Consider the following 21,421-nt stretch of genomic DNA (forward strand, 5'->3'; position numbering starts at 1 on the left):
TCTTATTTATTTTTCTAAATAATTCTTAATAAAATATAAAAAAAGAGCAATCAAAGACTTTAGACTTATAATTACTCTATTTTTAACCAAAATTAGCCTGAATTAAAAATTCTAATCTCTTACCCTTCTAAAAAATAATTATAAACACTTAAAAACTATCTCTTGCTTTTAAAATATTTTAAAATTTAACACAATCATTACTAATACAGCTATTATTAAAACAATAGTTATATTGAATAGATTTCGCCTATTTTGTTTTTTATATCTCACATTTTCTAATATCTGTTTATCTTGATGTATAGATAGTTTTTCTTTTGTCAAATGCTTTTGTTTCATCATGTAAAGAAGTGCTAAAGAATCTTTCCTGTTTAAAATTTGTTGGTAAAATTCCTTAAGTGACTGTAAATCTTCTAATGAGCAATCAGTTTCTTCAAGATTATGAACGATTGTATTTCTTAACCATCTTAAATGTTTAAGTGTATAATAATCTGTATTCCATTTATCTATCAAATATCTCCCTTCATTAGAAAACACTTCCATACGATTAATATATTCAGTTACTCCCTGTGAAGCAGCATACATATCCTAACAAAGTTTATCTAATTTTTTATATTCATCTAAAAATTCAATTTCTATTTTTTGCATTATTTTAACCCTAAATACCTATACTATTATTATTTAATAATCTAATTTTAACTTTTTATAATACTTCACCATATTTAATGCAAATTATCATTAAAAAATAATTTTAGAATTTAACACCATTAAAAAGCAAGTTACTAACAATTTAAAACTATCTTAAACTAATTTACTTAATAAAAAATGAATAATAACCTTGTATAAAAATAAATATAATCACACATGGTAAAACGTATTTTAAATATACTCTAGTCCACTTAGGAAATTTAATTCCTTTACCAGTATTAGCTTCTTTAATAAAATTATCAAATCCCCAGCCATATCTACAAGTACAAAAAATTAAATATGCTAAAGATCCTAGTGGTAAAAAGTTATAAGTTACTAAAAAATCTTCTAAATCTTGAATCGTAGATCCTGCTCCAAATGGGGCAAAATCACTTAAAATATTAAATCCTAAAGCACAAGGTAAAGATAAAACCATTATCAAAATCAAATTAATAATAACAGCTTTTTTTCGACTCCAATTAAATAAATCCATTCCAAATGAAATGATATTTTCAAATACTGCAATAATTGTAGATAAAGCCGCAAAACTCATAAATACAAAAAATAATGTACCCCAAACTTGACCTAACCACATTTCATTAAAAATACTAGGTAACGTTATAAATACTAACCCTGGCCCACTACCAGGATTAACCCCAAAAGCAAAACAAGCTGGAAAAATTATTAATCCTGATAATAAAGCTACTAATGTATCTAATGTACAAACACTGATCGTTTCCCCAAATAAACGACGATTTTTATCAATATAGCTTCCAAAAATAGCAATTGCACCAATACCTAAACTTAATGTAAAAAAAGCTTGTCCCATTGCCGCAAAAATTATTTCTAATAAACCATACTGCTTAATAGCATCAAAATTTGGAATCAAATAAAATGACAACCCTTCACTTCCTCCTGGTAATGTGACTGCTCTAATTACTAATATTAAAATTATAACTAGTAATGAACTCATCATAATTTTAGTTATCTTTTCAACTCCATTTTGTAGCCCTAATGAACAAATTCCAAAACCTAAAGCTACTACTACAACCATCCAAAATACCTGTAATAGTGGATCTTGTAAAGAATTATTGAATATACTTTCAACTTGCTGTGGAGTGATTCCTACAAAATCACCCTTTATCATCTTAATAAAATATGATAACATCCAACCACCAACAGTTGTATAAAACATCATTAAAACATAATTACCTAACATTTGAAATTTTCCTAACCAATTCCAAACTTTACCTTTAGTCTGTAATGTCTGAAATGCTAGTGCTGCACTTTTTTGACTAGCTCTACCTACAGAAAATTCCATTGTCATAATTGGTGCCCCTAATACAACTAGAAAAAACAAATAAATTAAAACAAATAATGCTCCACCATATTGCCCTACAACATATGGAAACCGCCAAACATTTCCAAGTCCAATAGCACAACCTGCAGAGATTAGTATAAATCCTAATCTTGATGAAAATTTTTCTCTCTCTTTCATAATACTCTAACCCTTCTTTTAATCATTACTATTTAATTCTAGCTTAGAATTTATGATATTTCAATAAATTGTTTTAAAAGATATTCAATCTTTTATTAATGATAGAATATATGTAAAGGAGAATTGAGATGAAATATACTTATACAGTAATTGCTGTTGCAGATATAAAAACAGCTAGAAAATTTTATGAAGATTTAGCTCAATTTCTAAAAAATACTCTAATATCAATTATTTAAGCGATGTAATTGAACATGATTGAGAACAATATGTAATAAGATTTTATGATCTAGATGGTCATATTATTAAAGTTAGAGAAAATATGAAAATTGTTATTAAACGTTTTCTTGATTCTGGGATGTCAATAAAAGCAATCCCTCTAAAAATGGATGCTTCTATTGAGAATTTAACAAAATTATTAAATGATTAATTAAAATACCTTTAAATGAATGATTATTTAAAGGTATTTATATTTAGCTAGCACACTAAATTAGCTTTATTTATACTAACATATTTCCAATATGAACGATATTTTCCTTTACAAGCAATTACAGGATAATTAGTATATCCAAATTCTCTTGCTATAGTTCCTTTAGGAACCTTGTTAACATGCGTAAGTTTTCCATTTACAATTGCATACTTCATTTTTAGTTCCTCCTTTATTATATTTATATTATAGAGGAATTTGCTCATCTTTGCCTTGACTCTACCCTGTTTTAAAACCTAAAAAACGGATTTAAAATCATTTTTTTATAAAATATCAATTATTTTTACTATCATAACTAATTTAATTTGAAATATATAAACTACATTTTTATATTAAATTCTTTAAAAGAAAAATTACCAAAAACTTCATAGAATAAAGTAATTGGACTTTTATAAATATATATATAATTTTAATTACTTCTTCTAAAAGGTATTTATAAATGCCTTTCTTTTTAAAATCTGTATGTTCTAAATGAAATCTTTTCCATTTCATTGAAATCTAATAAATAGTGTATGAGCCTTATTATTTAATACAATTGAATTTCTTCATTTATTTAATATTATGAATTTGTCTATATATATCACATAAATTTTCTGTTTTCTAGATTCATTTAATTACTAGTTTACTTCTCAACAGCCTTTATTTAGATACAAAAATAAAAGCCCATTATCTTTAATCAGAAGTAACATCTGTTATAGATATTTCTATTTGATTTTCAAGTAGCCTTAAATATTTATAATCTTTAATACATAGTAACTTAATATTATTGTTATCTATGATTAAATTTTGATAAATAATTCAATAATATACTAATCTATTAAACAAAATTTTCTTATTTTAAAATACTTATAAAATATGTAGTACATTCCATAATATATAAAACCCATCCTGATGGATGGGTTATTTTAAATATTACTTATAATTATATGTTAATCTTCTTTTTTTCTTTTTAACACTAAAGCTAATCCAGAAATTATTGTTAATGAACCAAACAAAGCAACTGATGAATTATCACTAGTTTCAACACCTGATTTTGTAGATTCTGCAAGTTTTACTTCAGGTGCGATTACAGGTGTAATTGCATCATCTTCAACCTTTGCTGTAGTAACAGCATCAGGCCAATTATCTTGGTTAACAATTACTCTTTCCCCAGTTTTAGCATTTACATACCAGCCTTGAGCAATTGAAGTTACAATATTTTTATAATTAACATTTGCAGGTGTACCTGCTTTAATTGTTGCTTTAAAAATAACTTCTCTAGTTTCTTCAGGTTCAATTGATACACTTGCTTTATTTGTATCAACAAATTCAAAATATTCAGCATTTACAAAAACATCTTCTAAATCAATATCTAAAGTAATATCACCAATATTTACCAATGTTACTTTATAATCAATAACTTGGCCAGTTCCTGCATAGAAACCATCTAAACCTTTATCAGGATCAGTAATTCTTTCTTTAGTCATTGTATAACCAATTACAGGTTCTAAATAATGAACAATTTCTTCTGTATCAATTTCATTACCATATTTATTAGTTAATAAATCTTTTACTTTTAAATTTGCTTTATTTAAAACTGTATTACTCTCATGATCTTTATTATTGAAAGAGTCAATAACAGTAACTGGTATTTCAAATATTAACTCACCATTAGCTTCAATCTTACCTTCATAACTCCCATTCCAAGCTTCATGTTGTGATTTTCCATTAATTAAATAATCATCATTAGCTTCTACTTGTTTAGGTAATACGTCAGATACTAAGATATCTCTAGCTATACTATAAGGATTTGTTACAACAAGAGTGTAAATAATCTCATCACCTTTACTAATAAAACTTTGTGATTTAATATCACTTGTTTTAATAATTGTTGGATCACCAACTACAATTACTGGAGTATAAGCATTAGATTCAATGATTGCTTCATTCCATTTTACTAAATTATCTTCACTATAACCAATACCATGATCTTTATCAACTATTTTCTTTTCATTACTTTCTGCATCTATATATGTTGTATTAGCAATAGAAGTTACTGTATTTAAATAACCCTTTTTCAATTCTTCAGGTGTACCAACATTAACTGTTGCTTTAAAAATTACATCCTTACTTTTACATGCTTTAACTTCTACATTTATTTCATCGCCATCAACGAATGTGAAATATCCACTATTCTTAAATACATCTTTTAAATTAATATTTAAATCAAGATCACCTGTATTTTCAAGAGTTACTTTATAATCAATTACTTCACCAGCTCCAGCAATAAATCCTTTTAAATCATCTTTAGGTTCAGTAACTCTTTCTTTTTTCATTGTATAACTTATTTTAGGATCTAAATAATGAATAACCTCAGCGGTTTCTTTAGATTCACCATATTTATTATCCGTTAAATTCATAGTTTGTAAACTAGCTTTATTCTTAATTACATTATTAACAGTATTTGTATTATCAAAATCCTTTGTAACACGAACAACAATTGTAAATATCCTTTTTGCAGGTTCTATAACTTTACCATTTTCATCTATAGTCGCTCCAGGTATAGTACCTTTCCATTCGCCATTCCAAGTTTCACCAGTTAAGGCACCATCCAAAGAATAGCTCCCTACAGGAATAGTACCTTTAGGTAATTCATCTTTAACAATAATATTTCTTTCTTCTTTATAATTATTTGTTACAGTTAAATTATATGTAATAAAACCATCTTTTGTAACATGAGTTGGTGTACTACTTGTCTTAGTAATTACTGGATCTTTTGGCTTATAATTAACTAAGCCATTTTCACCAAAACCTTTACCACTAATTGTTGTGGCACCCTTATCATTAATAGTGATTGTATAAACTGAATCATTTTGTTCATAACCATTAGGTACCTTAGTTTCTTTCATATAATAAGTTGCTGTTTTTCCAGCTTGAGGCATGCGTAAAGTAGATAACTCTACAATTCCATCATCTTTAGATGTTCCTGAACCTTTTACTTCCTTACAATCAGCATCTTCATATACAGTAAATTCAGCACCAGCAACAGGTTTACTTTCTTCATCTACTTTCATAAATGTTACGTTTTTACCATATTCTACTGTAATATGAGTTTTACCACCAACTATATTTGTAGCTACATCCGTTGCATTTCCAGTACCAGATAAAGGATCTGCTACTTTAATATCAGTTTTCATTATTACTATACTATCATCAAAAGTTGTTCCATTAATTTTATAACTAGCCCCATATCCTAACAAAATTTGATCAGTAGTACCTTCAGGAGCAATATAACTATTTTCAAAATCATTTGAAATCTTACCATTTCTCAAAAATTCTTTATTAGTATCTTTAATTAATGGTACATTAACAGTATTATTCCCCCCTAAATTTGGTGTACCACCTGCATTTAGAGGTTTAATATCTACTGTATATCTAACTTTCATAGGTGCATTAAAAAACCAAGATCCATTATTTGATGTATACTTTTGAGTTCCTTCAGTATTTATATATCCAACCTCTGGAGTATATGCAAATTCTTTTGACTTAAAAGTATAGCCGTTTTTTAATGCTTCATTATCAAACAAAGAATGTAAATTAGCAATATTTACCATTGTATTAGAATATCCTTCTAAACGAGAAGATTCAAAATTCCAACCTTTATCATTTTCTTCACACTCACCAAAGAAAAATGGAACAGGAATATTAAACGATTCAGGTACTTTATTTATAAATGTATATTCATCTAAGTTACGTCTTACTTGTTCATTCCATTCAAAAGCAAAATTATACGTATTATCCAATTTTATCTTAGTCTCATATCTTTTCTTAATTGGATTATTTTCAGTACCATAAATAGTGCTATTTGATAGAGCTAAATTAATTTTACTATTATTTGTAAAGTGTACTTCTTTAGTAGTTATATCGTTAACAAACTTTTCATCTGCTTCTGATATAGAAATTGAATTAGAATCCAAATCAACATCTTTCCCACCAAATTGTACTATATTAGCTGCAAAACTTGTTATACCTGCTATAGAAAATATAGTTGCTATAGCAAGACCAAAAATTAATAATCTTTTGAAACCTTTTACTTTTTTCATTTTTTTCCAAATAAATACTAATCATATAACCTTTACTCATTATATTTTCGTAAATATTTTATTAATCCCCTTTCTTTTAAATTTTATTACTTGTTACTGGTTATGTAATATGTGTCCGATTATTAAACGGTCACACAACCTCATTATAGCATTGAGCTTTTTCAAGTCAAATGCTCAAAAAGATAATAAATATCAAAATATTTATATTTTTTAAAACATGACAAAAAATACTAAAAACGATTAAAACATTGTTCAAAAAACCTTAAAAACAATGATTTAATCAAATAAATTTCATTTTAAATAATTTAACTTTTTGAATCTTTTAATCATTAATTTTTTTATATTCATCACAACAATATCATAAATTTTAAAGGAAATCCTGTTTTGCGCTAAATCCGCTAATTTTGCACAAAAAAAGATAGCTTTAAGCTATCCTATAGAGTACATACGTTTCTTAACTTATTAGTTTTAAATCCCTCAATATTTAAACAAACCTCATCAATAACTCGATTACGGGTTTCGATTGGAGCCCAAGCTATATGTGGTGTCATAATCAATTTAGTTGCATCTTTAATTGATAAAAGCGGATTATTATTGTTAAATGGTTCATGTTCAAAAACATCTAAACCAGCACCAGCAATACTATGATTTTTTATAGCTTCTGCTAAATCATTTTCATTTACAATCTTACCTCTACCTACATTAATTAGATAGGCAGTAGATTTCATTTTTTCAAAAGAATCTTTATTAAATAGGTTTTCTGTTTGTTTATTCAGTGGTGCATGAATAGAAATAATATCGCTTGTTTTTAATAAAGTATCAAAATCAACTTGTTGATAATTCTGTTGATTATTTTTTCCACTAGTTGAATAATATTGCACTTTACAATCAAAAGCACTTGCAATTGCTGCTACTTTACGTCCAATATCCCCCATACCAACAATTCCCCATGTTTTATTTGCTAATTCATGAAAAGTATGTCCTAAATGTGTAAACATTGAACTTGAAGAATAGTTTCCTGAATCAATATAATCATGATAATAATGATTCTTGTTATAAAGATCTAAAAGTAATGCAAAAGTATGCTGAGCAACAGCATTAGTTGAATACCCTTTAACATTACATACAGTAATACCAGCTTTTTTACAATATTCTAAATCAATATTATTTACTCCTGTGGCTGTCACACAAATTACTTTCAACTGTAATGCATCTTTTAATTCTTCTTCGCCTAAATAATGTTTATTAGTTATTACAACATTAGCATTTTGTATTCGACTTTTAATCTCATCTTTGTCTGTTTGATGATAAATTGTCACTGCGCCTAATTTTTCTAGCTTCATCAAATCAATATCATCCCCTAATGTCTCACTATCTAAAAAAACAATTTTAAAATCAGCTTGAAGAATTTCAATTACATCGCTTAAACTTTTACCAGCTAACATTTCCCCTAATATAATTGCTTCATTTAAATCTAAAATCTTTGATGGATTACAATTTCCTGTCATAATACTATCATTAATTTCAAAACTTAAATCTTTATTCAATAAAGTAAGTCCTAAAGCACGATTAGTTATCTCATCCAATCTATCAAGTTCCTCTAAAACACAATCAACAAACTTAGCATCTTTTTCCAAACAAGATTTAACACACAAAGAAAAATCATTAAATTTACTTACTTCTTCTCTAAAAATATCATTATATAACAATGGCAAAACAATATTATATAGTTCCATTGGAACTGAACCATACCCTTTAGTAAAACAATATAATATTGCACTACCTAATTTTTCATCTTTCATTCCATCTACTAGCTTCATTTTCTTCTCCTAAAACATATTTACTATAATTCTTTGCCGATCCTGTAAAGTCATATCGTCATATACAATAAAACAATATTTGAAACACTTATAACGATGACTATATTTTAAAACATTATAACTTAAATAACGACTATCACTTTCTTTAGCTCCACTACCACAAGAAGAACCTGCCGCAATAACATACATCCCATCATGATTATTAAAAAATGGTAAATGTTTATGACCATGTAAAACATATTGAATTTGATGCTTTCTAAGCCACCACACCAATTCTTGACTATCAACTAAAGCTTTAGAACTATCCATGATTTTACCTACAAATACCTTTTCACGCCATCTTTGCTTTAAAAACTCGTCACGAGTAATTCGAAAAAGATGATGGTGTAACATTGCTACTAGAGTATATTCTTGTAAGTTAGGAATATTTTCTAATTCTTCATCAATATCAGATAATTGCTTTTGTCCTACTTTACCACGAGCTAAATTACCTTCAACAGTTGAATCAATCTTAATTAGTATAATTTTTTCTTCTTCAAAAACTTTAATACTTTCATTTAGTAAAAAAGCAATAACTTTACTTTTCTGTCTTTTAAAAACATTAAAACCATTTACAATAACATCATGGTTACCTAATATAAACGAAACATCACCACTATATTTATTCTTTAATAATTTCATAAAGCCCGATGCTTCATACATATTTTTGCGATTTGGTGAATTCATCAAGTCACCAGTTATTAAAAATTTTAATTGGTAATATGAACGTAATTGTTTACAAGTTTCGTCCAAACTTTCTTCCAAAGCTAAACGTCCTTGGTTTTTCCTTTTACTTCCTAAATGCAAATCACTTAATTGAACAAAATAACTATCATAAGGACTAAGATATTTGCTTGAAAAAACTGTATCATGATTAATTTTAAACATAACTTCTTGAATATCCTTAATTGTATATACTGGTACAAAAGAACAATCTTCACCCTTAAATATTAATAATCCTGGCCAACGATCAATTTGATACAAGGCACTGACAAAATGCTTAAAAGGACCATAAAAAGTTAAATCATCTTTTTCTAATAAGCTATGACAATTAATTATACTTACTTTATCATTACTAAAGTCTTTAATTATTTGTTTTGATGTCAAATAAATATTAATTGATTCATTATAATCAAAACTGGATAATACTACAATTTGATATTTATCTCTTTCAATATTAATATAATCAATTAATTCCTGAAGATGTCTTGGATCTATTCTTTCAGTAATCTGATCTATTCTTTTTGCCTTACTAATAGCCATAAATGTATCATAATCAATATTTTCAATTGCATTTAAATTTATATTACGTTTACGCATCCATTCTTTAAACTGACACAGTCCATGATATCCATCAAGAATGCGATTAAAATAAGTTATGCTATCATCAAAAATCAAATTTAAATAACAATTGATTAAATCATACTCATTCATTTTATCGCCTCCTTATATATTATACCGCATCATGAGAAAAAGCCTATTAAAATATAGGCTTTTGTTAGAACTTTAAGTTTCTTGGAGTTCTTGGGAAAGGTTCAACATCGCGAATATTTTGCATACCAGTTAAATACATTAAGAAACGATCAAATCCTAGACCAAATCCAGCATGTTTACATCCACCAAAACGACGTAGATCCATATACCACTGTAATCCTTCCTTGCTCATTTGTTTTTCATCCATAATTCTTTCTAGAACATCATATCTTTCTTCACGCTGACTACCACCAACTAATTCTCCAATTCCTGGAACCAATAAATCACAAGCAGCAACAGTCTTATTATCATCATTTAAACGCATATAAAAAGCCTTGATTTCTTTTGGATAATCAGTTAAAAATACTGGTCCTTTAACAACTTCTTCACAAATATAACGCTCATGCTCACTGTTTAAATCCATTCCCCATGATACTTTATTGTTAAATTTAACATCTGCTTTTTCTAAAATTTCAATTGCCTCAGTATATGTCATCCGTTTAAAATCACTATTTCTTACTTTAGTAATTCGATTAATACAATCTTTATCAATCATTGAAGCAAAAAATTCCATTTCTGCAGGGGCATTATTTAAAACATAATCAATACAGTATTTTACCATATCTTCAATTAAATCCATATCATCTTCAAGATCAGCAAAAGCTATTTCTGGCTCAATCATCCAAAATTCACTAGCGTGTCTAGATGTATTAGAATTTTCTGCTCTAAACGCTGGTCCAAATGTATATACATCTCTAAACGCCATCGCAAAAGCTTCTACGTGCAATTGACCTGTAACAGTTAAAAAAGCTTCTTTTTCAAAGAAATCATCTTCAAAATTTGTACCATCAATTGTTGTAGCTCTAAACATTTCTCCAGCACCCTCACCATCATTACCGGTAATGATTGGTGTATGAACATATACAAATCCTTGTGATTGGAAAAATTCATGAATCGCCATTGATAAAACACTTCTTAATCTAAAAATTGCATAAAAAGTATTTGCTCTTGGTCTTAAATGAGGAATTTCTCGCATATATTCAAAAGAATGACGTTTCTTTTGTAATGGAAAATCTTCTTCACATCTTCCTTCAATTTCAATTTCAGTTGCTTCTACTTCAAAAGGCTGTTTACCTTCAGGTGTTAACTTTAATTTACCAACTACCCTTATAGAGCTACCAGTTGATAATTTATCAACCTCTACATAATTTTCAATCCCCTGTTCAGTATAAACAACTTGTAAATTTTTAAAATATGTACCATCGTTTAATGCAATAAATCCCAATTTACCACTATTACGATTAGTACGGACCCATCCCTCAAGTTCAACATACTCATAACCTTCTAAATCCATCAGTTGGTTACTTAAAAACATTTCATATAGTTCTCTAACCGTTATAAATTCAAACATATTAATCCTCCTAGTTTTTCATATTATATACTTTATTTCCCCTACTATTCAAGTATTATTGCTGATTTGAATCCATCTTAATTACTAATTCTTGAATTGCCACTACAACATCGACTTGTTGAACTTCTACACCAGGTTTAACTGTAAAATGAGTATGAGTGAAATCAACAATTCCTTTTATCCCTAAATCCATTAATCGATCAACTGTTGATTGAACATTTTCAGAAATAGCTAAAATTGCAATCTTACAATCTTTAGGAAACGTTTTTTCTAAATCATCAATATTATATAATTTGACCCCAAAACGTTCCCCTTCTTTATTTTTATCCTGGTCATATCCACATACGATCTTACCAACTGTATATTGCCAACGATTATACTTTAAAATAGCACTACCTAAATTCCCAATTCCAATTAAAATAATAGATTCATCTAAGCCTAGACCTAATACTTCACTTAATCCATCTATCAAGTGCTTAACATCATATCCTTTACCACGTTGCCCAAAGTTATCTGTTTTCGACAAATAAGTAAAATCTCGACGAATCGTTGTATCCTGGATATTAGTTAACTCAGATAATTCACTTGATAAACAATTTTCTTTACCTTCGTGCTGCATCTTTCTTAATGCTTTTAAGTATATTGGATAACGAGACATTGTTGCATTAGAAATTTTCTTATCCATTTCTATTTACCTCACTAAAAGACTCATTTTCGAGATCTATATTAGGTTTTATACCCAAAGACAAATCACTAAACATTTTCAAATCATACATCTCTTTAGCCGCTAAAGCAATCATCATTGCATTATCAGTACAGCAGCTCATTGGTGGAAGCAAAAGTTCCACTTCATCTAATTTATTAACTGCTATTTCCATAGCTTTTCTTAATCCTCGATTAGCACTGACTCCTCCAGCTAACATTACCTGTTTCACTCCATAAGCTTTAGCCCCACGAATCGTCTTATTAACTAAAATCTCAATTACAACATCTTGAAAAGAAGTCGCTAAATCATCTTTATTAATTATTTCACCACGTTGATTAGCTTTATGATTCAAATTAATCACTGCTGATTTTAAACCACTAAAACTAAAATTATAACTATCATCATCTAAAGGAATAGGCAAATCATATATATGATTACCCATGCTTGCCATCTTATCAATTACTGGTCCTCCAGGATATGGTAAATTTAATACCCGACCAACTTTATCATAAGCTTCTCCAACAGCATCATCCAAAGTAGTTCCTATAACTTCAAATTCAAAAGGAGCCTTTAATAAAACCAATTCACTATGACCACCACTCACCACCAAACACAAACTTGGATAGATCATATCCTGCTCATAGTTATTAGCATATATATGCCCTGCAATGTGATGAACCCCTATCAATGGTTTATGATAAGCCATTGCAATTGTTTTAGCTGCCTGTAAACCAATATGTAATGAGCCAACTAATCCTGGTCCCTTAGTAACAGCTACAGCATCAATTTCATCAATCGAAATTTTAGCCTGCTTCAAAGTTTCCTTTAATACCAAACTTACACACTCTACATGTTTTCTACTAGCAATTTCTGGAACGACCCCACCATATAAAGCATGAACATCAATTTGTGAAGCTACTACACTTGATAAAAACTCTCGTTTATCTTTTAAAACAGCCATTGCCATTTCATCGCAGCTTGATTCAATCGCTAAAATCAATGACATCTCTACACCTCCATTTTTTTAATCATTAGATATGCATCTTCATGATTATCTTGATAATAATTTTTTCGTATTGTAACAATCTTAAAACCATATTTTTTATATAAATTAATAGCTTTTTGATTTGATATCCGTACTTCCAAATTTATATTTCTATAACCTAAATGTTTTGTAACCTCCACACATTTATCCATTAACATTTTAGCATAACCATTTCTTTGATACTCTTTCTTTACCCCTAGAGTCGTAATTTGAGTCTGATCACCCAACAGCCACATTCCTATATACCCTAATATTTCTCCATCTTCTTCTAAAACCAGGATAGATGAAAAAACATTTTTACCTAATTCATATTCAAATGCATCTTTTTCCCATGGTGTACTAAATAGTTTATGTTCTAATGCTACTACTGTATCAATATCAGGCCAAACCATTTGCCTTATTAGCATAGTTTTTTAGCCTCAACATCTTTTAAATAATGAGGTACTAGGCTATCAACATCAATAATAAAATCAACACTTTTAGCTGCCTGATAGATATTTTCACTTAAATCAATTTCAATCTTATCATAACCTACTATCTCATTATCACCTATTACAGGATAATCACTATATTGCTGCTTAAAAGTCTCAAAATCATCAATCAACATTATTTGATCTTCAATAATACTATGATTATTATCATACACTCCAACAAAAATTTTATTACTTCTGGCATCAATAACACTGATTGCTTTATTTTTACCTGCATAACCATGTAAAGATGATACTGCTTTTATTTTTATTTTACTTATTGTGGCTAATGTTTTAGCAATCGTCAAAGCTACCCTTTGTCCTGTATAAGATCCTGGTCCAATAGTAATAATCATTTGTTCAACATCTAACATATCAATATTATTTTTAATCAACATCTCATTTAAATATGTCAAAGCATATTCTGATTGTCTTTTATTCCCATTCTCTTGATATTTATCAATACATTTATCATTTTCATACAAAGCAATTACTAAATATGTATTTGATGTATCCATTACAATTGCTTTCATTTAAAATCCTCCATTAATTGTTCATATCTATGACCAATTGCCTTAAACGTAAACTCCCGTACACTTTCGTCAATTTTCTTTATTATGATTTCTAAACGCTGAACAGGTAAAATTTCTTCAATATAATTTGCCCACTCAACTACACATATATCATCACTATCAAAAATTTCTTCAAATCCTAAATCATCATCTTGTCCTTCTAAACGATAAGCATCAAAATGTGATAATTTTAATCTACCAGAATATTGTTTTAAGATGGTAAAAGTAGGACTATTAATAATCTTTTTAATCTCTAATCCTTGACCAATTCCTTTAGTAAAGGTAGTTTTACCAGCTCCTAAATCACCACTTAAAGTAATCAACATATTTGGCTTTAATACTCTACCTAACCTATTTCCTAATTCAATTGTTTCCTCTAGACTATTAATTCTAATTACTTTTTCCATCATTACCTCCTATCCTTGAGTTAGATCTTCATAAACATGATACCAGTGTTTCGTAAAAGCTTCATCAAATGGTCCTGCTCTTTTTGAAGCTAAATCAATTAATATATCTAACTGTTTTTTTAATATTTCATCTAATTCTTTAGAATAATTCATTTGTTTAGCATGTTGCCGATACTCTTCTTCATCTAAAATCCGGTAATTCCCATCTGGAAATACTTTTAAATCCAAATCATAATCAATATATTTTAAAGCTTCGCCATCATATAGTGTTGGTGAAGCAATATTACAATAATAATAAACTCCTGTTTTACGAATCATACAAATAACATTATACCATTTTTTCTTAGGAAAATAACAGATTGCTGGCTCCCTTGTATGCCACATTCTTCCATCAGCTTCTGTAACTAAGGTACGATTATTTATTGCAATAAAATGATCATCATTTTCATCTAAGATGAATCCCTTGGACCAGCACCGATGAATACTACCATTGTGCTTATAACAATGAATTAATACTTTTTTTCCTACTAGGGAATTTGACATCTTTTACTACCTCTCTTTATAACAGTACTATTATACACAAATTAAAGTTGTTTTTAAAGCTGAAACTTGAATTCTTAAATTTCTCTAATTTTTTTACAATATCATTTTATCATAAATAAAAATTGACAGGTATAGAGTTCCTGTCAATAAAATATTATATTCTTATCATTTTCTTTAAACGTGGATACAAAATTATAAATAAAATAAAACATGTCAATAATGTTGCTAGATTATATGGTACATTATATGTTAAATTTGCTACTAATGGTGTAGCAAAAGCATACCATCCAGAAATTAAATGACAGATTGTTTTTAACACCATTACAATTATTATTCCAATCGGAAAATCAAACTTATTAACTTTTAAAAACGGAATAAAACCAATTAATCCAACAATTGCAAGTGGTAGCAAATAATCAAATATTAATGATAATGGACCATAAAATGTTGCTAAACCTAAAACAAAATGTAATCCTACACATACTAATGAAACCACTAATCCATAACATGCTCCCATTAAATAACTACACATCATCAATGCTACTAATGAAAATGAAATATTTCCTCCATTTGGCATTGTCGGTGTGAATTGTGTCAAATACTCTAAGACGATCTGCAAAGCAGCAAATATGGCCATATAAGCCATTGTTTTGGTACTAATCTCAAATTTTTTGTTTTTCATTCTTTGTTTCCCCTTTCTTATAAAAGAGCCAAACAAAATTAAAAAATGCTTTTTTACAAGCGTAAAAAAGCAAACTATTTTAACATTGCTCTCTCTACGCTGGCATTACCCAGTTCAGATCATAAGGGTAAGGTTAGACCTTTCTCAGCAAAATGCACCCCTGGCTCAACTATATTATAAAAGTTATTTGCAAAATATCAAGGAAAAATTGATAAAGCTATAGCATATAGCTAGAAAATTTATAAAATAGTGATATAATGACCATAGATTAAGGAGGCTTTATAAAATGGCAAAAATTATTTCTGTAAATGCAGGTAGTTCATCATTAAAATTTCAATTATTTGAAATGGATGATGAATCTGTTATTACATCAGGTGTAATCGAAAGAATTGGTTTAGATGACTCAATTTTTACGATTAAATATAACGGAAAAAAAACTGTTACAACTAGTCCAATTAAAGATCATAAAGTTGCTGTTGAACTTTTACTAGATACTTTAATTGAAAAAGGAATTGTTAAAAACCTAGATGAAATCAAAGGTGTTGGACATCGAGTAGTTCAAGGAGGAGCATACTTTAGCTCATCAGCTATTATTGATGAAGATGTTGTCAATAAAATTGATGAATTAAAATCATTGGCTCCATTACACAATCCAGCTCACTTAACTGGATATTATGCATTTAAAGAGGCTATTCCTAATGCTGGTGCTGTAGCTGTATTTGATACAGCTTTCCATCAAACATTGGAACCAAAATGCTATATCTATCCAATCCCATATAAATATTACACTGATTACAAAGTACGTAAATATGGGGCTCATGGTACTAGTCATTACTATGTTTCTCAACGTTGCAACGAAATGTTAGGAAACCCTGAACATTCAAAAATCATTGTTGCTCACTTAGGTGCAGGAGGATCTTTAAGCGCTGTTAAAGATGGTAAATCAGTAAATACTTCAATGGGATTTACACCACTTGCTGGAATTATGATGGGAACTCGTAGTGGTGATGTTGATCCTTCTGTAATTGATTATTTGATTGAAGAAGTTGGCATGGATATGAAAGAAGTAATTACGATGTTAAATAAAGAATCAGGTCTACTTGGTATTTCTGGAGTTTCTAGTGATTTTAGAGATGTTCAAAATGCTGCTTTAGAAGGTAATGAACGTGCTCAATTAGCAATTGATATTTTTTATCGTCGGGTTATTGCTTATATTGGACGTTATTTTATTGCGTTAGGTGGAGTTGATGCAATTTGTTTTACAGCTGGAATTGGTGAAAATTCATTCTTTGCAAGAAAAGGAATTTGTGATCTGTTAAAAGATGCTTTAGGTATTGAAATAGATGAAGATGCAAATGTCAATGGTCAAGGAGATCGTTTAATAAGTACTCCTAATTCAAAAGTTAAAGTCTTTGTTATCCCAACTAATGAAGAATTAGTTATCGCTCGCGATACTAAACGTTTATTAAAATTATAAAAATAACATGTAGCTAAAAAGCTACATGTTTTAGTGTATGAAAATCAAAAATTATTTTAAAGCAACGATTCATGAGTCATTGCTTATTGGCATATTACTTGCCTTAGTTGGGGGTTTTTTAGATATTTATACATATATTCTAAAGGGAAATGTTTTTGCTAATGCCCAAACTGGAAATATAGTTCTAATGGGGTTAAAATTAGCTAATCAAGATTATTTGGGGGCTATCTATTATTTAATTCCTATTTCCACTTTTTTTCTAGGAATTATTATTAGTGAATATATAAAACATAAATTAAGTAAAGTACAGTATATGGAATGGCAACATTTAATAATAATTATTGAAACAATTTTCTTAGCCTTAATTGCTTTCATTCCTGAGAACATCCCAAATCTTTTTTGTAATGCTGCAATTGGTTTAGTTTGTTCCTTGCAAGTTAATACATTTAAAACTATAAATAAATTACCCTATGCATCTACAATGTGCACTGGAAATTTACGATCTGCTGGACAAAAATTATCTGCCTTTTTGTATCAAAAAGATAAAAATTCTTTAAATCATTGTTTTAATTATTTAATAATCATTTCTTCTTTTATTTTAGGAGCAATAATTGCAACTATATTAATTAACTTATTTAATCAAATAGCCCTTTTATTCTGTTGTTTTATTTTAATCATTACTCTACTTATTTTAGTTTATTAGCCTATTATATAGGCTTTTTTTATTTTAATAAATGCTCTTCTACATATTGAACAATTTCTTGACGATCACTTAAAACTTCACAAAATTGTTTTCTTAAATCTAAACGTTGCATATCAACACAACGAATTTCACTTAACTGTAAACGGCTTTTTGTTCTCGTATTAGACATCATCACATCAACGTCTAATTCAAACTCAGGATTACATCCTGTTCCTTTCAAAGAAGTACATGGTATAATCAGCATTTTATAACCTAAATCCTTTAGAATATAACACCAATGTCCATCCATCAATTCTTTTGGAAATCCTCTACCAATATTGAAATATGCTAATTGGTGAACCTTAGGTCGATTAGGTAAATGGTAATATGTATTATCAATATCTCGTCCTCCATCTTTAACTAAATGGCAATAAAAATATTCTAACTGATTAGTTAAATGCTTTAATGAACAACTGTATTTTTCAACATCATAAATTCCTGTTTCTTCTAAGTTTTCCAATGATTTACTAATCTCTGCTAGATTATCATGAACACTCATATATCTTACCTCCTATTATCTTTTACATTTTTTAGCTGTAAAATTACTTTTATTCTTTACAACTTTTCTTTATTTATTCATATTTGTATTATTTTTTATAAATTTTATATATTTGATAACGTTTTCATTGAAAAAAAATATAATAATATAGGTTGCTTTTTATTTTTATTTGTATATAATAGCAACTGTTATTAAAAGGAGACATGTTAAAAATAGCGCCAGAACTAATTCAATTAGTTGACGAGGACTAGGTTTATCGAAAAATTCGGCGGGTGACCTAGAGGTATGATACTACCTAAACAATGAACAAAAATAGTGAGTGATCATTAAACAAATTCATTCGGTATCCTCCATTAATAACATAATAAAATTTAATATTATGGAGGAATTTTTATGTGTGGAATTACTGCGTTTTCTGGTAAAGAAGATGCTTTACCATTTTTATTGCAAGGACTTTCTAAATTAGAGTATCGAGGTTATGATTCAGCAGGAGTTACTCTTGTTGATAATAATAAACTCTTTACTCTTAAAACCAAAGGAAGACTTCAAAATCTTATTGATCAACTTGATCATGATGCTCCAACTGGTTTAGTGGGAATTGGGCATACTCGCTGGGCAACCCATGGTATCCCTTCAAATCTTAATTCTCATCCCCATACCAATAATAACAATACGATTTCATTAGTGCATAATGGAATTATTGAAAATTATCGTGATTTAAAAGAAAAACTATTAGCTCAAGGTTATACTTTTAAAAGTGAGACTGATAGTGAAGTTGTTGTTCATCTATTAGACTCTTATTATCATGGAAATATGCTTGAAGCATTAAAAAAAGTAATTAGTCAAATTCAAGGAAGCTATGCTTTGTGTATTGTTTCAACTTTAGAACCAGACACAGTTTATGTAACTAAAAAAGACAGTCCATTAGTTCTAGGAAAAAGTGAACATGCTAGTTTTGGTGCAAGTGATATTCCTGCTCTATTAGACTATACTAAAGATGTTTATTTTATTGAAGACTACGAGATTGCCAGATTATGTAAAGATAAAATAACTTTTTATAATATAGATGGCACTGAGATATACAAAGAAATTACTCATATTCCTTATGATAGCGAGGCTGCACAAAAAGATGGCTATGATACATTCATGTTAAAAGAGATTCATGAACAGCCACATGCAATTAGTGAAACCCTTAGAGGCCGTATTGAAAACAAAGAACGTATTATTTTACCAGAACTTGATGTTATAAAAAGCCGTTTTAAAACTTTTAACAAAGCATATTTTATCGCTTGTGGTACTGCTTACCATGCCTGTTTATCAGGTGCTAATATCTTAGAAAGACTAACTGGTATCCCAACATCTACTCAAGCAGCCTCTGAATTTAGGTATGGTGAACCAATTATTGATGAAAAAACTTTATGTATTTTTGTCTCTCAATCAGGAGAAACTGCTGATACGTTGGCAGCTTTAAGATTAGCAAAAGCAAAAAAAGCAACTGTAATCGCTGTAGCAAACGTACTTGGTTCAACAATTTCTCGTGAAGCTACAGCTACAATTTACACATGTGCTGGACCTGAAATTGCTGTAGCTAGTACTAAAGCATATACTACTCAAGTTATTGTTTTATTACTGCTAGCTATGTATATTGCTCAAACCTTAGGTAAGAAAAGTGAAATTTACAGAGATATTATTAAAGATATCATCCTATTGCCTAAGCAAATTAAAAATATCTTGAAAGATGAAAAAATATTTGAAAAATATGCTAATTATTTAAAAAAACAACATGATGCTTATTATATTGGACGCAATCTTGATTATGCATCTGTTTTAGAAGGAGCTCTAAAACTAAAAGAAGTTTCTTATATTCATGCAGATGCTTATATTGCAGGAGAATTAAAACATGGACCAATTGCTCTAATTGAAAAAGGAAGCGTAGTTATTGCAGTTGCTACTCAACCTCATATTGCTACTAAAACAATTAGTAATATTCAAGAAACTATTGCTAGAGGAGCAAAAGTTATCTTATTTACTTTATCTAATGAAGAGGCTGGAAATGTTGATGAAATCTATTATATGCCTAACATAAATCCAATTCTTCAAGCCATTTTAGTAGCTGTTCCATTACAACTTATTGCATATTATGCTGCAAAACTTAAAGGCTGTGATGTTGATAAGCCTCGTAATCTTGCTAAATCTGTTACTGTTGAATAAAAACGTGATTAACTCTAATCACGTTTTTTGTATGATACCAGCCCTTGCCTTGTAATCTTAAATGCATAATTTATAGTAAGAAAGGAGATGACATAATGGAATCATGTGACAATAACTATTGTATAAATGATTGTTGTAATGATAATTGCTGTAATGAAGATTGGTGTAATGATGATTGGTGTTGCGATACAATATGTTGTGACGAGAGATGTGCTTTAGCATCAATCATTCAATCTGTTGCGATGATAGAAGCCTCTCTATCTTCAATTATCTGTGCTGAAGGGTTGAAAATTAAAAAAGCAGTATGTCTTGCAAACAATTTAAATGAATTAATCAGAATCAATGAATCTGTTAGGGAAACAATTGAAATCATCAGTCAATTAGAAGAAGCCTTGAAACAAAAAGCTGTTTATGCAATTGAAGCATTAAAAGAACTAAAAACTGATTAAAAAAGAAATTGTAATAAAATAAACAGTCCTAAATAAAAAATACGATTTGAATCAGTAACTGATACTGAAGCAAATCGTATTTTAATATAAAGCTAATTTAAACTACTCATATATTATAGGTGACTAA

The 21,421-nt window shown here is 28.6% G+C and carries 20 protein-coding genes and 1 riboswitch; of the genes, 5 read left to right on the plus strand and 15 right to left on the minus strand.

Annotated elements, in window-relative coordinates; genetic code table 11:
- Positions 1 to 168 precede the first annotated feature (168 nt).
- Positions 169 to 582: a DUF6548 family protein gene (locus BMW96_RS02250; protein WP_092352076.1), complete on the minus strand. Its 414-nt coding sequence runs from the start codon at positions 580 to 582 to the stop codon at positions 169 to 171.
- A 226-nt stretch (positions 583 to 808) separates the two neighbouring features.
- Positions 809 to 2,182 carry a sodium-dependent transporter gene (locus BMW96_RS02255; RefSeq protein WP_092352078.1) on the minus strand — a complete coding sequence of 458 codons (1,374 nt, stop codon included), beginning with the start codon at positions 2,180 to 2,182 and terminating at the stop codon, positions 809 to 811.
- Positions 2,183 to 2,310: 128 nt separating this feature from the next.
- Here BMW96_RS02255 and BMW96_RS14760 point away from each other — a divergent pair, with 128 nt between their 5' ends.
- Complete coding sequence (locus tag BMW96_RS14760) at positions 2,311 to 2,418, plus strand: VOC family protein (protein WP_369525703.1); 108 nt, start codon at positions 2,311 to 2,313, stop codon at positions 2,416 to 2,418.
- A gap of 238 nt (positions 2,419 to 2,656) precedes the next feature.
- On the opposite strand, the gene BMW96_RS14010 is transcribed toward BMW96_RS14760, so the two are convergent.
- From BMW96_RS14010 to BMW96_RS02315, 12 genes are all read right to left on the minus strand, one after another.
- A complete protein-coding gene (locus tag BMW96_RS14010; protein ID WP_169924258.1) occupies positions 2,657 to 2,824 on the minus strand; it encodes a hypothetical protein in 168 nt (55 codons plus the stop codon).
- A gap of 771 nt (positions 2,825 to 3,595) precedes the next feature.
- The gene (locus BMW96_RS02265; RefSeq protein ID WP_092352080.1) at positions 3,596 to 6,748 is read right to left on the minus strand and encodes a SpaA isopeptide-forming pilin-related protein; all 3,153 of its coding nucleotides are present in this window, start codon (positions 6,746 to 6,748) and stop codon (positions 3,596 to 3,598) included.
- 434 nt (positions 6,749 to 7,182) lie between these two features.
- Positions 7,183 to 8,568 carry a D-2-hydroxyacid dehydrogenase gene (locus BMW96_RS02270; protein ID WP_177165806.1) on the minus strand — a complete coding sequence of 462 codons (1,386 nt, stop codon included), beginning with the start codon at positions 8,566 to 8,568 and terminating at the stop codon, positions 7,183 to 7,185.
- A 9-nt stretch (positions 8,569 to 8,577) separates the two neighbouring features.
- Complete coding sequence (locus BMW96_RS02275; RefSeq protein ID WP_092352082.1) at positions 8,578 to 10,041, minus strand: metallophosphoesterase family protein; 1,464 nt, start codon at positions 10,039 to 10,041, stop codon at positions 8,578 to 8,580.
- Between the two features lie 64 nt (positions 10,042 to 10,105).
- Positions 10,106 to 11,491: an asparagine--tRNA ligase gene (asnS, locus tag BMW96_RS02280; protein ID WP_092352084.1), complete on the minus strand. Its 1,386-nt coding sequence runs from the start codon at positions 11,489 to 11,491 to the stop codon at positions 10,106 to 10,108.
- 55 nt (positions 11,492 to 11,546) lie between these two features.
- Positions 11,547 to 12,176, minus strand: a complete 630-nt coding sequence (locus BMW96_RS02285) for a redox-sensing transcriptional repressor Rex (protein WP_092352086.1) — start codon at positions 12,174 to 12,176, stop codon at positions 11,547 to 11,549.
- Positions 12,169 to 13,203, minus strand: coding sequence for a tRNA (adenosine(37)-N6)-threonylcarbamoyltransferase complex transferase subunit TsaD (tsaD, locus tag BMW96_RS02290; protein WP_092352088.1), 1,035 nt, complete (start codon positions 13,201 to 13,203; stop codon positions 12,169 to 12,171). Before tsaD ends, BMW96_RS02285 begins: the two co-directional genes overlap by 8 nt.
- A gap of 2 nt (positions 13,204 to 13,205) precedes the next feature.
- Positions 13,206 to 13,649 carry a ribosomal protein S18-alanine N-acetyltransferase gene (gene rimI / locus BMW96_RS02295; protein ID WP_092352090.1) on the minus strand — a complete coding sequence of 148 codons (444 nt, stop codon included), beginning with the start codon at positions 13,647 to 13,649 and terminating at the stop codon, positions 13,206 to 13,208.
- The gene (gene tsaB, locus BMW96_RS02300; protein WP_092352092.1) at positions 13,643 to 14,245 is read right to left on the minus strand and encodes a tRNA (adenosine(37)-N6)-threonylcarbamoyltransferase complex dimerization subunit type 1 TsaB; all 603 of its coding nucleotides are present in this window, start codon (positions 14,243 to 14,245) and stop codon (positions 13,643 to 13,645) included. Before tsaB ends, rimI begins: the two co-directional genes overlap by 7 nt.
- Entirely contained in the window at positions 14,242 to 14,691 is a 450-nt protein-coding gene (gene tsaE / locus BMW96_RS02305; protein WP_092352094.1) for a tRNA (adenosine(37)-N6)-threonylcarbamoyltransferase complex ATPase subunit type 1 TsaE, read from the minus strand. The genes tsaB and tsaE overlap by 4 nt, the downstream gene beginning before the upstream one ends.
- Before the next feature lie 9 nt (positions 14,692 to 14,700).
- Positions 14,701 to 15,234 carry a DUF402 domain-containing protein gene (locus BMW96_RS02310; protein WP_092352096.1) on the minus strand — a complete coding sequence of 178 codons (534 nt, stop codon included), beginning with the start codon at positions 15,232 to 15,234 and terminating at the stop codon, positions 14,701 to 14,703.
- 154 nt (positions 15,235 to 15,388) lie between these two features.
- Positions 15,389 to 15,916, minus strand: coding sequence for an energy-coupled thiamine transporter ThiT (locus BMW96_RS02315; protein WP_092352098.1), 528 nt, complete (start codon positions 15,914 to 15,916; stop codon positions 15,389 to 15,391).
- A 73-nt stretch (positions 15,917 to 15,989) separates the two neighbouring features.
- Positions 15,990 to 16,088, minus strand: a riboswitch (TPP riboswitch).
- Between the two features lie 114 nt (positions 16,089 to 16,202).
- Here BMW96_RS02315 and BMW96_RS02320 point away from each other — a divergent pair.
- Both BMW96_RS02320 and BMW96_RS02325 read left to right on the plus strand, forming a co-directional pair.
- Positions 16,203 to 17,393, plus strand: coding sequence for an acetate/propionate family kinase (locus BMW96_RS02320; RefSeq protein ID WP_092352100.1), 1,191 nt, complete (start codon positions 16,203 to 16,205; stop codon positions 17,391 to 17,393).
- Between the two features lie 37 nt (positions 17,394 to 17,430).
- Positions 17,431 to 18,096, plus strand: coding sequence for a YoaK family protein (locus BMW96_RS02325; protein ID WP_092352102.1), 666 nt, complete (start codon positions 17,431 to 17,433; stop codon positions 18,094 to 18,096).
- Between the two features lie 19 nt (positions 18,097 to 18,115).
- Here the strand turns inward: BMW96_RS02325 and BMW96_RS02330 are convergent, their stop codons facing one another.
- Positions 18,116 to 18,634, minus strand: coding sequence for a hypothetical protein (locus BMW96_RS02330; protein WP_092352104.1), 519 nt, complete (start codon positions 18,632 to 18,634; stop codon positions 18,116 to 18,118).
- Positions 18,635 to 19,027: 393 nt separating this feature from the next.
- On the opposite strand from BMW96_RS02330, the gene glmS reads away from it, so the two are divergent.
- Both glmS and BMW96_RS02340 read left to right on the plus strand, forming a co-directional pair.
- The gene (glmS, locus tag BMW96_RS02335; protein ID WP_092352106.1) at positions 19,028 to 20,845 is read left to right on the plus strand and encodes a glutamine--fructose-6-phosphate transaminase (isomerizing); all 1,818 of its coding nucleotides are present in this window, start codon (positions 19,028 to 19,030) and stop codon (positions 20,843 to 20,845) included.
- Between the two features lie 95 nt (positions 20,846 to 20,940).
- A complete protein-coding gene (locus tag BMW96_RS02340; RefSeq protein ID WP_092352108.1) occupies positions 20,941 to 21,294 on the plus strand; it encodes an alpha-helical endospore appendage domain-containing protein in 354 nt (117 codons plus the stop codon).
- The last annotated feature ends 127 nt before the right edge of the window (positions 21,295 to 21,421 follow it).

The organism is Thomasclavelia cocleata, assembly GCF_900102365.1.
GTDB lineage: Bacteria > Bacillota_I > Bacilli_A > Erysipelotrichales > Coprobacillaceae > Thomasclavelia > Thomasclavelia cocleata.